Genomic DNA, 20,265 nt, shown 5'->3' on the forward strand with positions numbered 1-20,265 from the left:
TATCCTCAATGCGCTTGGGGCCGGCTAGGCACCGGTCCTCCCTGATGGGCAAAGCACCCGACATCGACCACCGTGCCGGATACGGCGGCAGCCTCGTCAGACAGCAAAAACGCCACGGCGTTGGCCAGGTCTTCCCCGGTGGCAGGCCGCCCTGCCGCGGTACCGGCTGCCGGCCGGTTCTTGAATACATCCACATCGCCGCCAAATCGGCCCACGCTCATGCCCGAGACAATGCCGCCGCCACCGGGGATGGCGACATTGACGCGGATATGGTCATGAAAATGGTCATAGGCCATCGCCGCCGACAGCGCGAGCATTGCCCCTTTGCTGGCCGCGTACAGCGCCATATTGGGTTTGCCATAGCCGGCGCCGGAGCCGATATTGACGATGGCGCCCGCGCCTTGGCGCCGCATGATCGGAATCACTGCCCGGCTCATCAGATAAACCCCTTTGATGTTCACCGCCAGAATCTGATCGGCCATCGATGGTGAAGTGTCCAATACCGTTCCCAATGGTCCGATCGCCGCGTTATTCACCAGGCCATCCACCTTCCCGAATGCTTCGAGCGTGCGTTCTATCACCTTGTCAACATCAGCCTCGCTAGACACATCGGCTTGCATGACAACGACGGCATGTTCAAGACCTTCGTCTGCCAAGCGACGGCGCAGGTCCTCAAACCCCTGCGCGGTGCTGGAAACCTGCGGCGAGGCCAGGCCAAAAGCCAGCACACGATGTCCTCGACGAGCGAGATTCAGCGTGATCGAGGCCCCTAACCCAAAGGTGCCGCCCGTAACGATGGTGACAGGGCCGTTCATTGCGCCAGACTCGCCGGACCGTTGTCGTGCTTGCCCAGCAGCGTGTCCCAATCCGCGCCATTCATGTAATCACGCCAACGGCGGTAGTACTGACGCGGGTTCTCTTCGCTCACTTGCAGGCTGACATTGCCTGGCACCGGGCCGTCCGCAGTGACCTTACCCAGCGACTGCTGGTAGTTATAGGGATAGCGCTTGGCTATCACACCGCGGCTGCCGGCCGTAGCGTAGTTCCAGTTTTCCATATCGTCCTGCTCGGTCATGCCTGCCGGGCCGGAATACCGCATGTAATACATGCGCAGGAAATCCTTGACCTCTTGTGGTGCATTGGCGTCCACCAGGAAGAATCGCCATGCCTCGGTAGCCTCGGGCCCATGCGGATGCCAGACGCACAGGCTGCGCGGCTGTTTACCGTGGAACGAAAGATTGGGGTAAATCGTGCCGACGAACGGCACCAGCCGGCTGCGCTCTTCACCTAAGCGGCGCTTGCGTTCCTCGTGGCAATGGCGGAAGTACTCGGCGATGATGGGATTGTTCTGGAACGTATCAATGAACGGCGCATTCTCGGGCACGATGGCGCTATGTACACCGTGGCCCGCCGGGAAGTTGACCCACAGATGCTGCGCGAACTCCAGCTCGTTGTCGCGCCGACCTTTCACCCCTACCTCGGCACTGGGGCCGATACCGATCAGATCCACCGAACGATGGCTCACGTTGTGATAGGTGTCACCCAGAAAATTCTCGGCGGCGAATTTCCAGTTGCAGGGAATGATCCATTTGTGCACGCCCACCAAGACCTCGGAGCCGCCCTCGCTGCCATCGCGATGATCCAGCGCCAGATCCAGGTGTGTCTTGGCATCACCCAGATAGGTCAGAAAATCGGGCGCATCCTTGTCCCAACTCGCCCAAACGGTGCCCTTGTACAAAGCAAGTTTGGGGACTTCGATCAACGACCAGTTTTCTTTTTCCAGACATCCATCGTAAATGGCCTTGTATTGCGGCACGCCAAAGAGTTTGCCTTCGGTCGTGTAGCTCCAGCTGTGATAGGGACACGTGAAAAGCTGGGTATTACCATGATCGTATTGGCAGACTTTCATGCCGCGATGCCGGCAGGAATTCAAGAAAACATGGACTTGTTTTTTCTTGTCCCGCGTCAAAATGACCGACTCGGCCCCCATGCGCGAGGTATAAAAGTCACCGGGATTGGGAATCTGGCTTTCATGGCCGACGAACAGCCAGGCACGGGTAAAGATCTTTTCCAATTCCTCTTGAAAAATGTCTTTGTCGGAGAAGATCTCACGGCTGATGATGCCCTGCTTCAGATCGACCATGCGGTTGTATTCGGAGCTATTCACGATAGAGTCCTGCCTGCAAAAAAGAAGGTGTTCAGTTAAAGCGTTCGCACAACATGTCCTGGCGCGACAGGCCGGCGGCTTGTGCAGCCTGCCGTCCGGCCTCGACCATGGCGGGAGGACCGCAGAGATAAACACGGGCGCGCGGATCCGCGTCCAGCGACGCGATGAGATCCGTGGCATAGCCCTGGTGGCAATCCTCTGCAGGCTCGGATTCAGCGGCGATACGTAATTGCAGTTCAGGCCAGTCCGCACGCAATGCGCGCAACTGTTCCAGCGCAAAGAGATGCGCGCCGGTGCGCACGCCCACGAGCAACGTGGTCGGTATCGCGCGGGCCTGCGCGTTGTCTGCGAGCGAAGACAACATCGACAAGAACGGCGCCAACCCTGTGCCGCCGGCCACAAAGAGCCGAGGCCTGTCTTCGTCTCTCAGGAAAAAACTGCCATGAGGTTCAGTCAATTCGATCCGGCTGCCGACAGCGGCGCTGCCTTGCAGCCAAGTCGAGAAAAAGCCGCCTTCTACCAACCGGATATAAAACCGCAAACGCCGGTCGCCCGAAACACCTGCCATCGAATACGAACGCCATTGATCACCGCCCTCGGGACGCAAGCGCACATACTGGCCCGGCTGAAATTCCACGCCCTGCTCGACCTCGATATCGAGCATCATGGTCTCGCTGGCCACTTGCTCCAGGGCTGTCACCAGCCCGATGACCGGCGGCATTTCTTCAGCGGTCGCTTCGGCCAAGTCGTAGCCCAACTCGACCACACACGGGTTGGTCACTCGACTCACGCAACAGAGAATGGCCCCATCCTCACGATCGCTGTCCGGCAAGACCGCCCGGTCGTATTTGCCCAGTTCGACCTGACCGCTGACCAACTGCGCCACACAGGTGCCACACTGCCCATTGCTGCAATCCGTCAACAAACCCAAGCCGGCATCGGCGGCCGCCTCGACAACACTCTGACCGCACTGGGCGTCGATACGCCGCGATGCGCCGTCAGAGAACAGTAAAGTAATAGGCACTGTGCTCATGTTTCACTTCCGTCAATTGACTTTGATGTTGGCCGTATGGGCCACCTCGGTCCATTTGGTAATGTCATCGGCAATGCGCTGCTGAAGGGCTGCGCCATCGACATTTCCTACCTCCATCCCCAGCGGGCGATACTTCGCTGCCGTGTCCGGATCCGTCAGAACATCCTTTAGTGCGGCCTGCAGCACAGTCACCACTTCATCAGGCGTGTCGCGCGGCACGACTAGTCCAGTCCAGACGGGCACGTCATAGCCAGGCAGACCCGCCTCGGCAATCGTCGGCACTTGTGGCAGTACGCTGGAGCGCTGGGCCGTCGTCACCGCGAGCGGTGTGAGCTTGCCCGCATTGATCTGCGAAATAACGCCAGCTACATCCACAAAACCGATATCCACTTCGCTGCCTAACAACGCAGCGACCAATGGCCCTGTACCGCGATAGCTCACATGCACCATGGGTGTACCGACTTGCCGTGCGTAGTACGCTGCGGCGAGCTGAAACGTCGAGGACGCCACCCCGTGCGTCAGAGCGCCGTCCGGGTTGCTGGCAGCCACCGCCTTCAGGTCAGCCAGCTTGTCCCCTTTGAAGGAAGCATTGCCTACCACCACCAGCGGGAACGACCCCAGCAAAGCCACCGGTTTGAAATCCTTTTGCGGGTCGTACCCGAGCTTGGAATAAATGGCAGGGTTAATCGTCAGTGCCCCGCTTGAGGCGACAAATATCGTGTAGCCGTCGGATTTGGCGCGCGCCACATACTCGGCCGCAATGATCGAGTTGGCGCCCGCGCGGTTCTCGACCACGAACGGCTGTTTGAGCTTGGCCTGCAGTTTCGAGGCGATCAGTCGAGCCAGGATGTCATTGGTACCGCCTGGGGCGAATCCCACCACGACATTGACGGGGCGGTCCGGGTAGGCCGCCACGGCGACCGGTGCCGAGATAGCCAGTGCGATTGCCGCCAGCCATCTGCGCATACAGGAAGTCCTCATGAATCCGTCTCCTTTTTTGATTTTTATGTCCGTCTGTTGGACAACAATCTCATTATACGTACAGAATTGAGCAATTCAAGAAAATTTTTGAGCCACGAGGTCGCATGCCGCTGGGCCGCGGCCATGACGCCCGGCAAGGTAGACTTGTGTGTTCTAGCAACAGGAGATGGCTTTGGAAGGAAAAACGGCGCCCAACCCAGAGGCGGAAGAAAAGGGGGAAAAAGGCGCGGACAGCGTGCGGGCGGTCAACCGGGCGCTGGATATCCTGCTGGCCTTTACGCGCCAGGATGCCCAGCTATCGGCCACCGAATTGCTGCAACGCGTGTCCCTGAGCCGCCCTACTCTCTACCGGCTGCTGTACACGCTGGAGACCAAAGGCTTTATTACGTCGTCCGGCGATCCACAGCGATTTCGTCTTGGTCCGGCGGTCGCGCGTCTGACGCATATTTGGACAGAGACTTTGGACATCACGGCGATTGCCGAACCCGTCATGCGGCTGCTGTGGCAGGAAACGCAGGAGACCGTCGCCGTCTTTGTAGAACGCTCCGACATGCGTCTGTGCCTGGCGGAGATGCCCAGCCCGCAGCCGCTCAATTTCAAGCGCGGGGTAGGCTATCAAGAACGCATTGCCGTCGGCGCGACCGGCCGGGCGATCTTGGCATTCAAGCCTGATGCGCAAAGCAATCTGGATCAATATTTGAACGGCCTCACCATCGACCGCGCCAAGTTTCTAGAGGAACTGGAGCACACCCGCCAAGTCGGCTATGCCGTCAGCCGTAATGAATTGATCACCGGCGCGGTGGCGGTCGCTGCCCCGTTCTTTGACAGCAAAGGCGTCGCGGGGTCGATTGGCCTATTCGGCCCTGCCACCCGGCTGGACGATGAGGCTGTGAAAAAACTCGCTCCGCAAGTCATTGCAAGCGCGCAAACTTTATCCCGTGCGCTGGGTGTCGAGCCCGCCTGAAGTCAGCCCAGAGAGCACTGAGACAGAGCAGGCCTAAAAATAAGACCGGAAAGTGCAGGAATTCGAGTCCATCCAAGCTGGCTAGAGCGCGGCAGCGCCTGGCAGCAGATCTGCAAACGCCTGCGCAGCCGGTGACAATTGCCGGTTCTCCTTGCACACGACGGCCAGCGCGCGCGGCACGACTGGCCGTATCAACCGGCGACCCACCAAGTTCGGATAATACGTCCGCGCAAACATGGACTGCGGAATGATCGCGACCCCCAGGCGACTCGCCGCCATGGCAAGCGCAGTCGTTAACAGAGAAACTTCCTGCGCGATCTGCAGTTCAACGCCTGCGACGGCAATCGCGCGGTCAATCGCTCGCCTGACACCGTATCCGGCCTGCACCACGACGACAGGCCATTCCGACAATTGCTTCCACGTCATGGGCCGATCGTCCAGAAACTCGTCCGACGTCGCCACCGCACATAACGTGTCATTCAAAAACACAGTTTGCGCCAACCCTGGCACAGGTCCTTCCAGGGCGCCCACACCGAAATCGACCTGCTCGCCCAGGACGCGTTCTACAAATTCGCCTGGCGCACAATCGTCTACGGACACCCGGACGTTTGGATACTGATCCAGATATTGCCGTATCACCCCGGGCAACAATGTCTGTGCAACGGTCGAGGTGGCAGCCAGGCGGATCCTGCCTCGTTTGACATCGACCAGGTCCGACATGCGCTCGCCTAACGCCGTCAAATCTGCCAGCGCACGCTCTGCATAGGTGATCGCCTCCGTCGCCGCATGCGTGCGGCGCAAAGAGCGGGTCGTGCGGTCAAATAGCTTGATGCCCAGTTTGTCTTCCAGCTCTTTCAACAGCAACGTCACCGCCGGCTGCGTCAATGCCAAGGTCTCGGCAGCAGCCGACAGACTGCCGGTGTGATAGACAGCCACGAACGCGCGCAACTGCCTGATAGAGGGCGTGCTCTTGAGAGAGATGGTAGTGCGATAGGACATGTTTTCTAATCGAGACGCCGGATGAGGCGCATGGGCAGCGTAGCACACAAGCACATCCTCTACGGCAGGTCGCGATGCCAATATCGGCGCGATACATGCGCCTGCGTCTCGATGCGCAGCCCTGCTTTCGGGTCAGAAATAGCCACAGTCGCGCCATGATGATCGGTCCGCCAGAAATCCGCGCCTGCCTCGCGCCAACGCGCTTGCACCGCGGCTGCAGGATGTCCGAACCGGTTCATGTATCCGACCTGCGCAATGACGTGCTTTGCATCGACCGCCCTCACCAATGCCTCACCGGACGATGTCGCTGAGCCATGATGCGGCGCCATGACGACATCGACACGCGGCAGACTCTGTACCAGACGACGCTCTTGCGCAACGCCGATATCGCCAGGCAGCAATGCGGTATGCGCTTTGCCTTGGATCATCAGCACACAACTGCGTGCATTGCCCGGGCCATCGGTTTTTATCGCGGCATCGGGATGCAAAAAGCGAAACTGCACTCCGTCTATGGTCCATGCTTGTCCAGCCTGACAATGTTGCATGGATTGAGGCATGCGTATCTCGGCGTAAAGCGCCGATGCCGCTTTGCCTGCACCCTGCTTGCGTATCAACGCGGGTAAATCAAATGAGCTATAGGATTGGTCCACAACCACCGAGGACAACACGCTGCGCACGCCACCGGCATGATCCATGTCTGCATGAGACACCACGAGTCCGTTTAGCGCCCGATATCCTAGGGCACGTAAAAATGGCACGACAACGCGTTCTCCAGCATCGTTCCCCTGCCGCGTCATCGGTCCCGTATCGAACAGCCACACTTGTGTCGCCGTCTCGATCACGATAGCGCTACCCTGCCCCACATCCAGCGCCGTCAACGTCCAGTATCCAGGCGCAGGCCGCTCAGGCCGCCAACACAACATCGGCAACATCAACAACCATGCGGCCGTACGCAAAGGCAAGCCATACGGCTGTACGGCCCACGCGACGCCAAACAAGGCCAACGCCATCCAGGGCCATGGTGCAGCGGCGACATCCAACACGGCCCAGTTCGAGGTGCTCATCCACTTCACCGGCAGCATCATGGCATCGAAAATCACATGCCCGAGAACGCCGGCCCCATGAGCCAACCATTGCAATCCGGGAATGGTGCTCAATAAAGCACAGGCCAACGCCAGTGGCGTCACCAGAAAACTCACGATAGGGATGGCATACACGTTGACCAAGGGCGATGCCAAAGACACCTGTTGCATCAGATAGGCCAGCAATGGCACCAGACCCAATGTGATTGCCGACTGTACCCAGCCGAACTCTACGAGGATCGCGCGCAGCCGCCCCCTCCAATTGGGACGCTCGCGCCGCCCGCCTGAATCCATTGATGCGCCTACCCGCAACAAGATCGCCACAGCGCCAAATGACAGCCAAAACCCTGGCGCCAGCACCGACCACGGATCCAGCAGCGACACCACAGCACCTGCCAGCGCCAGAATCCGCGTGGGCGACAAAGGCAAACGCACCATGGCAGCCAAGGCCACTACCGCCAGCATGAAAAAAGTACGGCGTGCGGGCACGCCCCACCCTGCCAATAGGCAATACAACAACGCGACCCACAACGCAGCGGCTGCGCCTACGACCTGCGCAGGCAAATACTCGGCCACCCGCACGGTTCGCCAGCGCACGCGCCGCCATAAAAAAGCCGTCGCCACCCCACCCACTGCCGCAATCAAGGTGACATGCATGCCGCTGATCGACACCAGATGCGTGATGCCCGCGCGGTTGAATATCTGCCAATCGACACGCTCAACGGCGGCTTGATCTCCCATAGCCAGGGCGATCAATACCGGTGCATAACGGCGGTTCCCTAACGCCTGTTGCATGCCATCTCGCATCCAATGACGGACACGCTCGATCAGGATGCCAGGACTATGCCAAGGCTCGTCCCCCAACAAGCGTGGCACGCCACGCACCGTCGCCGTCGCGCGAATCCCCATTGCGAATAATCGTCCCTCAGCGTCATAACCATGAGGATTGCGCGCACCATGAGGTTGACGCAGTACCAACGCCATGCGCCAGATCTGACCGGGTTTCAACGCTGGCAATGGGGCACCAGACTGTGCATGCCAACTCACGGCAATACGCGACGGGATGCCCTCGGGACGAGGCTCATCAATATCCGCCATGAATCGATAATGTTTTCCATCACCCTGCGGCAAATCAACGATCCTCACAATCAAGCGGCTGACCACGTCATGATGAGCCCCGGCCAACGCATCGTCCAAGCGGAGCTGAGCTTGCCACATAGCTGACGCTGCGCCGATGCACAGACCTAACACTGACGCCATGCCTAAACGGGCCAGACGCCACAGCAATGCAGATCGTGGGGTGGACACGACCGCGGCCGCGCCTGAAAAAACCATTCGTGCGATGGACCACACTACCCCTGCAATAACGGCCGACGCCAGTACCATCGGCGCCAACCATCGCTGCTGCGGCAATGCCGGCAAGCACTGCACCCATCCCGCCCCCGCGACAACCCCCAACAACAGCAAACGACCAGTAATGTCCGACTCCCAAATCACACAGCATAGGAGTTGAGCCAAATCGTTGGTAGAAGCAGTGAATGGAAATGTCCGTCCGTAAATCCCGCAGATTGGAGGGAATATTGCGAAACGCCGAAGTCGTCTCGATCAAGTGCAACGGAAAATTGAGCAGAGCCTCATGAAACTCGCGCTCCAGCAACCAGCAACGTAATGTTGACAAGGCTCACTTTTAATTTCTAGAATACTAGAAATTAAATTCCAATATTGTAGAAATGCCCGACTCACCTCAAGACGTCAACAGCCTGATCGCCCGGCGCTTGCGCGAATTGCGCGATGCACAGGGCTGGTCTCTCGACGAATTAGCGGAACGCAGCACGGTCAGCCGCTCTGCTATCTCGCTGATAGAGCGGGCACAAAGCAGTCCCACCGCCACCGTACTCGACAAACTCGCGATGGCGCTGAATGTGCCGTTGGCCTCGCTGTTCGAGCCCGAGGCGCGTCAAAACGAGGCCGCCCCCTCACCGGTGTCGCGTGCCGACGAACAGCATTCGTGGTCCGATCCGTCCTCGGGTTACATCCGCCGCAATCTATCGCCCTCGTTTCCTTCGCCCATCCAACTGGTGGAAGTCGAGTTTCCGGCCAGGCAACGCGTCGCCTATGACACCGCCATTCCCGATACGGATATCTATCAGCAAGTCTGGCTGATCGAGGGCACCATGGACATATCGGTCGGCGCCCAACAATGGCGACTGAAACGTGGCGACTGCCTCGCCATGCGCCTGGATAGCCCTATCGTCTACCACAACCCCACCAACAAGCCCGCGCGATATCTCGTGGCACTGGCTCGATTGGGGTTTAATAAACCCCGGAAACCATCATGAACAGCGCAATCAATATACGCCGAGTCGATGACCATGACGCCGACGCCTGCATACCAGGCTTGGCCGACGTTCTGATTGATTGCGTAGAAGGCGGCGCCTCGGTCAGCTTTATGCTGCCGCTATCGCGCGACAAGGCGATACGGTTTTGGCAAAACGTGATGGATAGCGTCGCGCGCGGTGAACGGGTACTACTCGTTGCAGAAGACACATACGGGCAGGTCGTCGGGACGGTGCAGCTCATCATGGATCAGCCAGAGAATCAACCGCACCGCGCCGACATTGCAAAAATGCTGGTCCACCGCCGCGCACGCCGCCAAGGCATTGCCGCGCTATTGATGGCCGAGATTGAACAGATCGCCCGACATGAGGGCAAGACCGTGCTGGTGCTGGACACCACGACGGGCGGGGACGCGGAACGCGTGTATGCGCGGGCGGGCTGGCAACGCGTAGGCAGCGTGCCGGACTATGCGTTGATGCCTGATGGCACGTTGAGCGGGACAACGTATTACTACAAACGGCTGGAAACGAATTCTCTAGCCGGGTAAAGATTTCAGAAAACGGTCTCTATGCATGTTGAGCGCAGATACTCAAGGTGGTTAGCATTCCCGAAATGTTGAAAGGTTGATCCGCAGTACCCTGATAAATCCAATACATCAAAAGCACACCAGACCTATGCTCTATCTGAATCCCAATGCGAAACTGAGCCCGTATCCAAGCTCACTGCAACGCGTGATGAACATCGAGACAGCGCGTCAAACTCGAACATGGCTTCAAGCATGGACAGGGCTCAGGTCTGGTCCGACACCGCTTTATGACATGGCCATGCTGGCCGACCGCCTTGGAATAGGTCAGTTGGCACTGAAAGACGAATCTGTCCGTTCGCCACTAGCAAGCTTTAAAGCGTTAGGCGCACCCGCGGCTTTGATTCGGTACATATTGTGCAAATATAAAGACCAGGGCATGGATCCCGCTAAAGTACTGCGCGGACAATACGCCAGCACCTTAGCGAGCGAAACAGTGATCAGCGCCACAGACGGAAATCACGGGCGCGCCCTCGCGGCCGCAGCACGCGATGCGGGGTGCCGCTGCGTCATCGTCTTGCATGCCCATGTCAGCGAGGAACGAGAACGCGCCATCGCTGATTTCGGAGCACAAATCGTTCGAATCAATGGTAACTATGACGATTCCGTCAATGTCGCTGCCGAACAGGCGACCCAGAACGGTTGGCAAGTCATTTCCGATACATCCTATGAGGGATACGAGACCATTCCCAGGGATGTGATGCAGGGTTATGGCGTCATCGCCGACGAAATCTTTGAACAAGACATTGCGCGGGGACACGAGGGCTATACCCACGTATTTTTACAGGGAGGCGTCGGAGGGCTTGCTGCAGGCATCGCCAGCTATTTTTGGGAAAAACTCGGTGACAAACGGCCCGCTCTATACGTCGTTGAACCCACGCAGGCCGACTGCCTGCAACAAAGCGCCATGCTCGGCCGAGCAGCCAAGGCCACCGGATCCGTGGACTCGGTCATGGCAGGATTGGCATGCGGAGAAACATCGCCATTGGCCTGGACTTTTCTCGAGAGTTCTATTGACGCCTTCATCACAATCGAGGATCACGAAGCCGTCACCGCGATGTCGGCCCTCGCCCGCTGCCCTGACGTTCCGGTTGTCTCGGGCGAATCAGGCGCTGCAGGGCTGGCCGGTCTGTGCAATATCCTCACTCAGGAAATTGCAACGGGCAGGTTAAAAATAGACGGAACATCTCGCGTGCTATTGATAAATACAGAGGGCGCCACAGCACCATCTGTATATCGAGAATTGACGGGAGAGGACGCTGATGACGTTTTGCAGCGGCAACGGGATCACCTGGCTGATATCTAGGTCATGGCGATAACACGTTGAAGGCAACTGCCTCACTCACAGCATACTCATTGGCTCATTGAGCGTCATGAAAAATCAAACCTGCGGTGTATCGCTCACCACATTGGATACGACTGACGCCATGCCTCATCGCGCCCTTGCGTGTGCCTCGTTTCCCCATCACAGGCCTTTCATTGACGGCGAACACCACGGCATCCCCTTGGCGTAACTGCACCACTTCCACGCGTTGGCTTCGCGCTGAAAGCTCTGTCATCACGAATTCTCCACCGACGAAATCCTTGTCAGGCCTGGACAACAAGATGGTCGCCTGCAGCGGAAAAACATGTTCGCCGTACAAGTCCCGATGCAAACAGTTGTAACCGCCCTCGGTGTAATGCAGCATCAGTGGCGTTGGTCGGGTTTGGCCGGCATCTTGGCACCGTTGCAAGAAGGCATCCAACTCGTCTGGATACTGCACATCGATCCCTAGTTGCTGATTCCAGTGATTCGCGATCGGTGCCAGGCCGCGATACAACTCGTGACGCAGTTGGTCTATCACCGGCGGCAAAGGATAAGCGAAATACTTGTACTCGCCCTGCCCGAACCCATGGCGAGCCATGACGATGCGCGAGCGATACGCGTCGTCTTTAGCGTAAAGCGCAGCGAGGGCTTCGCACTGCTCTGCGTTCAATAGCCTGGGCAGTACGGCGTGTCCATGAGTATCAAGCGAATGTTCGATGTCCGCCCAATTGCAGGTCAAGGCAGGTCGTTCGCGTTTGGCGGTGGCTCTCAACGGTATGCCTCTCCATAGACTTAAAGGGATGAGATCAGTATAAAAACCCTGCCTCATGTGCGACACCCCGGTCTTTGCGGTCGAATTTATTCTGGTCAACGGTGCGCGATACGCACTCAAGTCCTGGCCTCATATCCGGACGCCTCTCGTTATGGCTCCATTGCTCATCATCGACCCTTCTTGACGCCAAGCACATAACAGCTTTGTCTGTCAGACCCCTGCCTTCTCGTACCGGGAATTCCTAGACTGGCAACACGTTACAGGAATCAAGGAGAGGGTCTTGCCTGCGCTGTTGTCAAATATCAAAGTGCTGGATCTCAGTCGGGTGTTGGCAGGCCCGTGGGCCAGCCAGATTCTGGCCGATCTGGGCGCAGACGTCATCAAGGTAGAACGCCCCGGGCGCGGGGATGATACCCGATCCTGGGGGCCACCCTTTCTGAAAAACAACGCGGGCGAGGACACCAGCGATGGGGCATATTTCATTGCGACCAATCGCGGCAAACGCTCCATCACCCTTGACCTGCAGACCCCGGAGGGGCAAGAGCTCGTCAAAACACTATGCCGCGACGCCGATGTGGTTCTGGAAAATTACAAAGTCGGTACGCTCGCACGCCTGGGCCTGGACTATGCCGCGCTGTCTGCTATCAATCCGCGGCTGATTTACTGCTCTGTCACCGGCTTTGGGCAGACCGGCCCCCGCGCAGCAGAGCCCGCCTATGATTTTCTCATCCAAGCCATGGGCGGTTTGATGAGCGTGACCGGAGAGCGGGATGATAAACCCGGCGGCGGCCCACAGAAAGTCGGCGTTCCTATTGTGGATCTCAGCACCGGGGTTTACGCCGCACTGGGTATTGTGGCGGCATTGCTGCGCCGCACCCAGACGGGTCAAGGGGAGTACGTCGATGTCTCGATGCTGGATGTGCAGGTAGGTCTGCTGGCTAACCAAGCAATGAACTTTCTATTGGGTAACCGTATCCCCAAACGTACCGGCACCGCTCACCCCAACATTCAACCGCAGCGCACGTTCAGTTGCGCCGACGGCGACATCATCATTGTGGTCGGCAACGACGCGCAATTTGTGACGCTATGCGATGTCATTGAACAGCCAGGGTTGGCCCAGGACGCCCGCTATGCAACCAATAGCCAGCGCGTCAAAAACCTGGAAAGCCTGGATCCGATACTGGATGCCGTCTTTGCAAGCCAGCCACGAGCATATTGGCTGGACAAGCTCAAGCAGGCAGGCGTGCCTGCAGGCTCTATCAACAACGTTGCCGAGGTCTTCGACGACCCGCAAGTGCAGCATCGCGCCCTGCTGCGCCACCTGCCTCATCCCGTCGCGGGCTCAGTCCCTCAAGTCATGAACCCCCTGCGTTTCGGCCACTCTGACTTGCGTGTGGATCGTGCCCCGCCGTTATTGGGCGAACACACGGACGACATTCTCAACGAACTGGGGATGAGTACCGAACGTATCCAGGATTTGCGCGCCCGCAAAATTATCTGATCCATCACAAGGAGACAGCTTTGACTATGCCCCCCGCTCTGCAAGGTCCTTATACCGCCCTGGATATCACGCTGGACAACGGTGTCGCCGTGATTCTCCTGGCCAACCCGCCCGTCAATGCACTCTCGACAGAGATGATGAACGAGCTGTCGTGGGTGCTGGACCGCATCTCCGAGACCCCAGAGGTCAGAGCGGTCGTGCTATCGGGACAAGGCAAGACGTTCTGCGCCGGCGCGGATCTGAAAAACCGTGCCGCCACGATCAAAGGACCGGGCGATCTGCCTCAGCACTCGCGCAGGACGCGGGAGTGTTTTCACGCCATTCGGGAATGCGCCAAACCGGTCATCGCAGCGATTAATGGCCCGGCCTTGGGTGCCGGTCTGGCGATCGTGGCTTCTTGCGACATCCTGATTGCCGCGACGACTGCCACGGTAGGCCTGCCGGAAATCAATGTCGGGCTATTGGGAGGCGGCCGTCACGGCATGCGCTTGTTCAGCCACTCGCGCCTGCGCCGCATGATGCTGACGGGCTTGCGAGTCGATGGCAACGAGCTATACAGATTGGGCATTGTCGAGGCTGCCGTGCCGGCCGAAACACTGATGGACGAGGCCATGGCGTTGGCGCGCGAGCTTGCCTCCAAGAGCCCGCTCGCCTCGGTGCTGGCGAAACAAACGCTCAATGCCATTGAGGAAATGAGTCTGCGCGATGGCTATCGCTACGAACAGGATATGACGGCTGCCATCGCAAAAACGGAAGATGCACAAGAAGCGCGGCGCGCCTTTCTGGAAAAACGCCCGCCGGTTTTCCAAGGCCGGTAAGACATCCGATCCGTTCACGCAGAACGTTCACGGGTAACGAGACAAGGCCTGCATAGGGTTTTGCTCGACACGCGTCCAACAAACAAGGAGACATCATGTCAGGAGCGCTGGACGGCGTAAAAGTATTGGATCTGAGCCGTGTGTTTTCTGGCCCCTGGGCGGCGCAGATGCTGGCGGATTTCGGTGCACACGTCATCAAGGTCGAACGTCCTGGCCGCGGTGATGACGTGCGCCATCAGGGCTACAAGATGCCAGGCCCTGATGGCACCCCCGGCAGTGAAACATCGTCGTTTGTAGCCATGAATCGGGGTAAACAGTCGCTGACCATCGATATTTCGCGCCCGCAAGGCCAAGACTTGATTCGCCGCCTGGCGCAGAATGCGGACATTCTGATTGAAAATTTCAAGGCCGGCGACTTACGCCGTTATGGCTTGGACTATGCGGCGCTATCGGAACTGAATCCGCGGCTCATTTACTGCTCGATTACGGGATTCGGGCAGGATGGCCCCTATAGCCATATGCCCGGATACGACCCGATCTTTCAATCGATGAGCGGTTTGATGAGCGTGACCGGCGTCCCCGACGGTGAACCAGGTGCCGGCCCCGTCAAGGCCGGCTATTCGGTATCCGACCTCACTGCCGGGTTCTACGCCGTGTGCGCCATGTTGGCTGCCCTGCACCATCGCGATCAGCATTCCGGCCGTGGACAGCACATCGATCTGGCATTGCTGGACGCCCAGATCGCAGCGATGTCGCATATCGGCATGAACTATCTGGCAACGGGCACGCTGCCTAGGCGTACGGGGTCGTCTTCCCAGATCACGGCTCCGTTCAGGGCCTTTGCCTGCGCAGATGGGCATCTCATGGTAGCCGTTGGCAACGACACCCAATTCCAAAGTTTCTGCAGCGTGATCGGCCTGCCTGATTTGGCCAACGATCCGCGCTTTGTCACGAATCCCAAACGCGCTGCGGCACAGACCGAGCTTTCCAGCCTGATAGAGCCGGCCATGCTCACGAGAAAAGTCGGTGATTGGATCGTCGCGCTGGAACAGGCCAAGGTGCCGTGCGGCCCGATCTATACCATGGATCAAGTCTTCGAAGACCCTCAAGTCAAACATCGGCAGGTAGTGGGACAGATGCCGCATCCCAGCCTGGGCTCGATGCCTTTCATTCGCAACCCGATTCATTTTTCCGGCACGCCAGTGACAACGAACCGGCCACCTCCATTACTGGGCGAACACACGGCCGAGGTCCTGGTTGATGAACTCGGACTCACTTCAGACGAGATCGCGCAACTGCAACAGGACGGCATCGTATGACCTGCCCCGACCCCTCTCTGATCGAAGAAATCCGCGATAGCGCACGAGACTTTCTGCAACGGCTGGATCAAAAGAAGCGTAAACGTCTGAATGCACCACTGGACCGAGACTATTGGCGCACCATCGCGGACGTCGGTTGGCTAGGGCTGGCAGTGCCCGAACAACATGGAGGGCTGGGTCTAGGCTGGCATGCGATGGCAACCGTGATGGAGGAAGCCGGTCGAGCCCAACTGCCCGAACCTCTGATCAGCGCTGCCATATTGCCTGCCGCAGTCCTGACGCGCCTGGAGGACCCGCAGGGCGCACAGTTCCGCGAATCGTTGTTGAAAGACATCTGCAACGGTGAGCGTATCGTCGCACTCGCGTGGCAGGAAACCGATGGTCAGTTGGAGACCGAAGAAGCCGCCGGCGCGTTCGGTGTCAACGTCACCTGGCTCGAAAACACCTATGTGCTCAATGGCGAAAAACGCCATGTCATCCCAGGCGACGATGTTGACGGCTGGCTCGTGTCCGCCGACGGCGAGCAAGACCTCGCACTGTTTTACGTTGCGGCCCATACACCTGGCGTTCAGGTCCGCCGTTATATGCGCGCAGACGGCAGCCGAGCCTGCCACTTGATACTGGAATCCGTTGCTGTATCGCCAGAAGCATTGATAGCCCGGCACGGCGTGGCAGACGCGATTGATACGGCATTGGACTTGAGTCGTCTGATGCAATCTGCCGAATTGATAGGCGCAGCTCGTCAGGTATTGGCGGACACGGTAACCTATCTGAATACGCGTCAACAGTTTGGTAAACCATTGGCCTCGTTTCAGGCCTTGCAACACCGGCTCGTTGATACCACGCTGCAAGTCGAGTTGGCGGCAAAGAGTCTATTGAATGCGCTGAACAGCCTCGAGCACGGTGATCGCGCTGCTATCCGAGCCACCGCCAGCCGCGTAAAAGCACGCGCCGCCAAGGCCGGACTGGAAGCCGGACGCCAAGCGGTGCAATTGCATGGCGCCATCGGATACACCGACGAATGCGACGTCAGTCTGTATTTCAACAACGTGCTGCATCTGGCCTCGTGGCTGGGCAACGCCACGGCACATCGGCAGCGGTTTCAGGCGCTGACGCCTGTTCCCCCGCAAACGGACGACGAGGACCACGAGACCTCAATCATAGACGAAGCATTTCCCCGCCATGCCGACTGGAACACCATGCCGGAGGAAGAGTTTCGCGCCCTGCTTCAGCGATTTTTCCGGCGCTATTACCCGCCGCACTTGCGCCATGTGGCGCGGCGCTTGCACTGGAGTGAAATCAAAGACTGGTATTTCACACTTTCCCGCCAAGGCTGGATTGCACCGTCGTGGCCGCTGGAGCATGGCGGCATGGCCTTGTCTCCGGCACGGCTGATCGCCTACATCGAAGAAGCCGAACGCTACGGCGTAGCACGCGCCCCGGATCAAGGCCTGATCATGCTCGGGCCCATCCTGTTTCGCTACGGCACTCAAGCACAGCGCGACCGGTTTCTACCCGGCATCCTGTCAGGTGAAGACGTCTGGGCCCAGGGATATTCAGAACCGAATGCGGGCTCCGATCTGGCGGCGGTCCGCTGCGAGGCGGTCATTGACGGCGACGACCTGATCGTCACCGGGCAGAAAACCTGGTCTACGTTGGCGCAGGATGCGACACATATGTTCATGTTGGTGCGTACCGACAAGACAGTCAAAAAACAGGCAGGCATCAGTTTCCTATTGGTCGATCTGCGCACACCGGGCGTCACTCGCCGTCCGATCCGGACACTGGCAGGCCACGAAGAATTCTGCGAGGTGTTCTTTGACCAAGTCCGTGTCCCGCGCAGCAACCTCGTAGGCGAGCTCAACGCCGGCTGGACTATTGCCAAGGCCTTGCTCGGCTTTGAACGCTTGTTCAGCGGCAGCCCCAAGCATGCGAATCACACGCTGCAGCAGATATTCCACCTCGCGCGCCAGCGAGGCTTGCTGACGGATCCCGCCTTTTGCGACAGATTGGCGGAACTGCGCATGGATGCGGCTGACCTGACCGCAATGTACGAAGTCTTTGCCGACATGGCACGGGCAGGCCAGCCGTTGCCGCCCGAGCTATCGCTATTAAAAATCTGGGCGACCGAAACCCACGAACGCTTGGGCGCATTGCTGATTCAAGCCACCGAAGAGTATGGCGGCGCGGCAATCGAAGAGGCACATGGCAAGGTGTACGCACTAGCCCCGTATATCAACGCCATGGCCGCCACCATTTTCAGCGGCACCAACGAAATACAACGCAATATCTACGCCAAACAGGTTCTGGGTTTGGACGTGGCATAACTCGCGCGACGATCGCGCCACAAGGAGACGACTAATGACAAGCCCTCGCGCCATCCTGGCCGCCGTTTTTGCCCTGGCACTAGGTGCAGCACAACCCATTTCCGCACAGGCGGCTCAACCCTGGCCCAATCAACCGATACGTCTGATCGTGCCCTACCCGCCTGGAGGGTCGGTCGATAGCTTGGCGCGGTTACTCGCGCCTACTCTGGGCAAAAAGCTGGGACAAACCATCGTTGTGGAAAACAAGGCCGGCGCCTCGGGCACCATCGGTGTAGATGCCACCGTCCGTGCCACACCGGACGGATCGACGTTTGGATTCGGCGTTCCAGGGGCGATATCTGGACTACCCCACGTGATGAAGGTGCCCTACGATGTTTCCAAGATCCAGTACGTTTCGCTCGTCGCACGTATTCCCATGGTGTTCGTGGTCAATCCCACATTACCAGAGACCACCCTCTCCGCCTTTGTCGACGCCGCGAAACAGCATCCCGGGAAATACAATTATGGTTCGGCAGGTAATGTGACCACGCCGCATTTAGGGGTCGAGTTGCTGAAGCAGCAGACAGGTATCGACATCGCACACATTCCCTACAAGGGCGCCGCGCCGGCTGTCACTGCACTCTTGGCCAATGAAGTGCAGTTATTTCTGGGCGATGCTTCGGCAGTGCTGGGGTTCATCAAGGCCGGCAAATTACGTGCGCTGGCGGTCGGCAGCGCCGAACGCTTTGAGGGCCTGCCCGATATCCCAACGACTAAAGAACTGGGATTTCCCGGCGTGCAGGTTGAATCGAACTATGGGGTCATTGCCCCGACGGGCACTCCCACGGACATCGTGAACAAAATGGCCTCAGCGATTGCCGAATCACTTGCCGACCCCGAGTTGCATCGCAAGATGATCGACCAGGGCGCCGTACCTGCAGCCACCACACCGGACGAATACCGCTCGCTCATGGAAGCCGAATCAACGAAATGGGGAGACGTCATCCGCCGAGGAAAATTGGGCCTGCAGTAAATAGACTGCCCTGACTACTAGGGCGCGCACTATCAAAGCTGCACGCCGCTGCAGGCTGCCGTATAGTGTGATCGCCCTCTGCCTCTCCGAACGACCATGCCCTCTGTCAAAGCCACTAGCCCAAGCCTGGACCTGACTGCCGACCTGCATAAATGGCGTGCTTTCATCGCCATTGCGGAATTGGGCAGCATCACGCGGGCCGCCTTGCATCTGGATCAAGATCAGTCCGTGCTCAGCCGCCGCATCAACGCGCTCGAACGCGAGTGCAATGCTCGCCTGTTCAATCGTACCGGCCGCGGCGTGCATTTGTCTGAGGTGGGGCAACGGCTCTTTCCACTCGTTCGCACACTATTGGATGATGCCGAACGCCTGGAGCTCGAGGTCAATGGCCAGGCTCGAGAACCCGCTGGCGAAGTCAGGCTGGGCCTGCTGCCATCGACTGCACACCCCATGATACGCAGGCTATTCTCACGTCTGCGCAAACAATTTCCCAAGGTCCATCTGAGAATATTCGAGGGCTCCAGCGGGCAGATCGAAGAATGGCTCACCGATAGCCGGGTGGATATCGCGATCCTGTATCGTTATGCGGAAAAATGCCCGCCCGGGGAAACAGCGCTGGCCTATGTGGACTCGTATTTGATTGGCGCGGCGAACGATCCGCTCACGCAATCCGCTGAGATCGATTTCGATGCGCTGGACGGCCTGCCGTTCATTTTGCCGGGCGCGCCGAATGGTTTGCGAAATACGCTGGATGGCCTGGCGCGGGCACGCAAAATTACCATATCACCGCTAATTGAGGCCGATTCGCTACCCTTGATGAAGTCTATCGTGGAACACGAAAACATGTACACGGTGCTGCCTCTGCATGCAGTATGGCAGGAAGTGCACGAAGGACGGCTCAGCGTCGCCGCACTGCGCAACCCGACCATGGGGCGGATTATTTCCATGGCTTACGCTCGCAGCAAAGGCCCCGGCCGCACGGTCAAGGAGGTCGCAGATCAAATCGAGGCGCTAGTGCGAGAAATCGGTGATGAGGGTATCTGGCACGTCAGTCCATAGCCGTA

At 58.6% G+C, this 20,265-nt stretch carries 17 protein-coding genes; 10 read left to right on the forward strand and 7 right to left on the reverse strand.

Features of this window, described 5'->3' with window-relative positions:
- Nucleotides 1–5: 5 nt before the first annotated feature.
- Genes ACYVI2_RS06350 through ACYVI2_RS06365 form a run of 4 tightly spaced genes read right to left on the reverse strand, consistent with a single transcriptional unit; the run spans nt 6 to nt 4,181 of the window.
- A complete protein-coding gene (locus tag ACYVI2_RS06350) occupies nt 6–815 on the reverse strand; it encodes an SDR family NAD(P)-dependent oxidoreductase (RefSeq protein WP_415820323.1) in 810 nt (269 codons plus the stop codon).
- Nucleotides 812–2,167 carry an aromatic ring-hydroxylating oxygenase subunit alpha gene (locus tag ACYVI2_RS06355; protein ID WP_415820322.1) on the reverse strand — a complete coding sequence of 452 codons (1,356 nt, stop codon included), beginning with the start codon at nt 2,165–2,167 and terminating at the stop codon, nt 812–814. The genes ACYVI2_RS06350 and ACYVI2_RS06355 overlap by 4 nt, the downstream gene beginning before the upstream one ends.
- Before the next feature lie 31 nt (nt 2,168–2,198).
- Nucleotides 2,199–3,200: a 2Fe-2S iron-sulfur cluster-binding protein gene (locus ACYVI2_RS06360; protein WP_415820321.1), complete on the reverse strand. Its 1,002-nt coding sequence runs from the start codon at nt 3,198–3,200 to the stop codon at nt 2,199–2,201.
- A 12-nt stretch (nt 3,201–3,212) separates the two neighbouring features.
- A complete protein-coding gene (locus ACYVI2_RS06365) occupies nt 3,213–4,181 on the reverse strand; it encodes a Bug family tripartite tricarboxylate transporter substrate binding protein (RefSeq protein ID WP_415820320.1) in 969 nt (322 codons plus the stop codon).
- A 172-nt stretch (nt 4,182–4,353) separates the two neighbouring features.
- Between ACYVI2_RS06365 and ACYVI2_RS06370 the strand changes: the two genes are divergently transcribed.
- Nucleotides 4,354–5,145, forward strand: coding sequence for an IclR family transcriptional regulator (locus tag ACYVI2_RS06370; protein ID WP_415820319.1), 792 nt, complete (start codon nt 4,354–4,356; stop codon nt 5,143–5,145).
- A gap of 81 nt (nt 5,146–5,226) precedes the next feature.
- Here ACYVI2_RS06370 and ACYVI2_RS06375 read toward each other — a convergent pair whose 3' ends face one another.
- Both ACYVI2_RS06375 and ACYVI2_RS06380 read right to left on the reverse strand, forming a co-directional pair.
- Complete coding sequence (locus ACYVI2_RS06375) at nt 5,227–6,144, reverse strand: LysR family transcriptional regulator (RefSeq protein WP_415820318.1); 918 nt, start codon at nt 6,142–6,144, stop codon at nt 5,227–5,229.
- 59 nt (nt 6,145–6,203) lie between these two features.
- Nucleotides 6,204–8,612, reverse strand: a complete 2,409-nt coding sequence (locus ACYVI2_RS06380) for a DNA internalization-related competence protein ComEC/Rec2 (RefSeq protein WP_415820391.1) — start codon at nt 8,610–8,612, stop codon at nt 6,204–6,206.
- A gap of 344 nt (nt 8,613–8,956) precedes the next feature.
- On the opposite strand from ACYVI2_RS06380, the gene ACYVI2_RS06385 reads away from it, so the two are divergent.
- The 3 genes from ACYVI2_RS06385 (at nt 8,957) to ACYVI2_RS06395 (ending at nt 11,452) form a co-directional block, all read left to right on the forward strand.
- Nucleotides 8,957–9,565, forward strand: coding sequence for a helix-turn-helix domain-containing protein (locus ACYVI2_RS06385; RefSeq protein WP_415820317.1), 609 nt, complete (start codon nt 8,957–8,959; stop codon nt 9,563–9,565).
- Nucleotides 9,562–10,110 (forward strand): GNAT family N-acetyltransferase, encoded by a 549-nt coding sequence (locus ACYVI2_RS06390; protein WP_415820316.1) that lies wholly within the window; start codon nt 9,562–9,564, stop codon nt 10,108–10,110. The genes ACYVI2_RS06385 and ACYVI2_RS06390 overlap by 4 nt, the downstream gene beginning before the upstream one ends.
- Nucleotides 10,111–10,237: 127 nt before the next feature.
- Nucleotides 10,238–11,452, forward strand: coding sequence for a diaminopropionate ammonia-lyase (locus tag ACYVI2_RS06395; protein WP_415820390.1), 1,215 nt, complete (start codon nt 10,238–10,240; stop codon nt 11,450–11,452).
- A gap of 55 nt (nt 11,453–11,507) precedes the next feature.
- Here ACYVI2_RS06395 and ACYVI2_RS06400 read toward each other — a convergent pair whose 3' ends face one another.
- On the reverse strand, nt 11,508–12,224 hold the full coding sequence (locus ACYVI2_RS06400) for a 2OG-Fe(II) oxygenase (protein ID WP_415820315.1): 717 nt from the start codon (nt 12,222–12,224) through the stop codon (nt 11,508–11,510).
- A 280-nt stretch (nt 12,225–12,504) separates the two neighbouring features.
- Here ACYVI2_RS06400 and ACYVI2_RS06405 point away from each other — a divergent pair, with 280 nt between their 5' ends.
- The 6 genes from ACYVI2_RS06405 to ACYVI2_RS06430 all read left to right on the forward strand — a co-directional run bounded on the left by ACYVI2_RS06405 (nt 12,505) and on the right by ACYVI2_RS06430 (nt 20,260).
- Nucleotides 12,505–13,725 carry a CaiB/BaiF CoA transferase family protein gene (locus ACYVI2_RS06405; protein WP_415820314.1) on the forward strand — a complete coding sequence of 407 codons (1,221 nt, stop codon included), beginning with the start codon at nt 12,505–12,507 and terminating at the stop codon, nt 13,723–13,725.
- Between the two features lie 26 nt (nt 13,726–13,751).
- Nucleotides 13,752–14,543, forward strand: a complete 792-nt coding sequence (locus ACYVI2_RS06410) for an enoyl-CoA hydratase/isomerase family protein (protein WP_415820389.1) — start codon at nt 13,752–13,754, stop codon at nt 14,541–14,543.
- Between the two features lie 95 nt (nt 14,544–14,638).
- A complete protein-coding gene (locus tag ACYVI2_RS06415) occupies nt 14,639–15,862 on the forward strand; it encodes a CaiB/BaiF CoA transferase family protein (protein WP_415820313.1) in 1,224 nt (407 codons plus the stop codon).
- Nucleotides 15,859–18,189, forward strand: a complete 2,331-nt coding sequence (locus tag ACYVI2_RS06420) for an acyl-CoA dehydrogenase (RefSeq protein WP_415820312.1) — start codon at nt 15,859–15,861, stop codon at nt 18,187–18,189. The genes ACYVI2_RS06415 and ACYVI2_RS06420 overlap by 4 nt, the downstream gene beginning before the upstream one ends.
- Before the next feature lie 34 nt (nt 18,190–18,223).
- Entirely contained in the window at nt 18,224–19,201 is a 978-nt protein-coding gene (locus ACYVI2_RS06425) for a Bug family tripartite tricarboxylate transporter substrate binding protein (RefSeq protein ID WP_415820311.1), read from the forward strand.
- 96 nt (nt 19,202–19,297) lie between these two features.
- The gene (locus ACYVI2_RS06430; protein WP_415820309.1) at nt 19,298–20,260 is read left to right on the forward strand and encodes a LysR family transcriptional regulator; all 963 of its coding nucleotides are present in this window, start codon (nt 19,298–19,300) and stop codon (nt 20,258–20,260) included.
- Nucleotides 20,261–20,265: the final 5 nt, after the last annotated feature.

The organism is Bordetella tumbae (genome assembly GCF_054780995.1).

Excerpts from the sequence above, each read along its gene's own strand:
- ACYVI2_RS06380 (WP_415820391.1), bottom strand. The coding sequence starts at position 8,612 with ATGGTACTGGCGTCGGCCGTTATTGCAGGGGTAGTGTGGTCCATCGCA.
- ACYVI2_RS06410 (WP_415820389.1), top strand. The coding sequence starts at position 13,752 with ATGCCCCCCGCTCTGCAAGGTCCTTATACCGCCCTGGATATCACGCTG.
- ACYVI2_RS06425 (WP_415820311.1), top strand. The coding sequence starts at position 18,224 with ATGACAAGCCCTCGCGCCATCCTGGCCGCCGTTTTTGCCCTGGCACTA.
- ACYVI2_RS06430 (WP_415820309.1), top strand. The coding sequence starts at position 19,298 with ATGCCCTCTGTCAAAGCCACTAGCCCAAGCCTGGACCTGACTGCCGAC.
- ACYVI2_RS06385 (WP_415820317.1), top strand. The coding sequence starts at position 8,957 with ATGCCCGACTCACCTCAAGACGTCAACAGCCTGATCGCCCGGCGCTTG.
- ACYVI2_RS06350 (WP_415820323.1), bottom strand. The coding sequence starts at position 815 with ATGAACGGCCCTGTCACCATCGTTACGGGCGGCACCTTTGGGTTAGGG.
- ACYVI2_RS06365 (WP_415820320.1), bottom strand. The coding sequence starts at position 4,181 with ATGAGGACTTCCTGTATGCGCAGATGGCTGGCGGCAATCGCACTGGCT.
- ACYVI2_RS06420 (WP_415820312.1), top strand. The coding sequence starts at position 15,859 with ATGACCTGCCCCGACCCCTCTCTGATCGAAGAAATCCGCGATAGCGCA.
- ACYVI2_RS06375 (WP_415820318.1), bottom strand. The coding sequence starts at position 6,144 with ATGTCCTATCGCACTACCATCTCTCTCAAGAGCACGCCCTCTATCAGG.
- ACYVI2_RS06360 (WP_415820321.1), bottom strand. The coding sequence starts at position 3,200 with ATGAGCACAGTGCCTATTACTTTACTGTTCTCTGACGGCGCATCGCGG.
- ACYVI2_RS06415 (WP_415820313.1), top strand. The coding sequence starts at position 14,639 with ATGTCAGGAGCGCTGGACGGCGTAAAAGTATTGGATCTGAGCCGTGTG.
- ACYVI2_RS06395 (WP_415820390.1), top strand. The coding sequence starts at position 10,238 with ATGCTCTATCTGAATCCCAATGCGAAACTGAGCCCGTATCCAAGCTCA.
- ACYVI2_RS06390 (WP_415820316.1), top strand. The coding sequence starts at position 9,562 with ATGAACAGCGCAATCAATATACGCCGAGTCGATGACCATGACGCCGAC.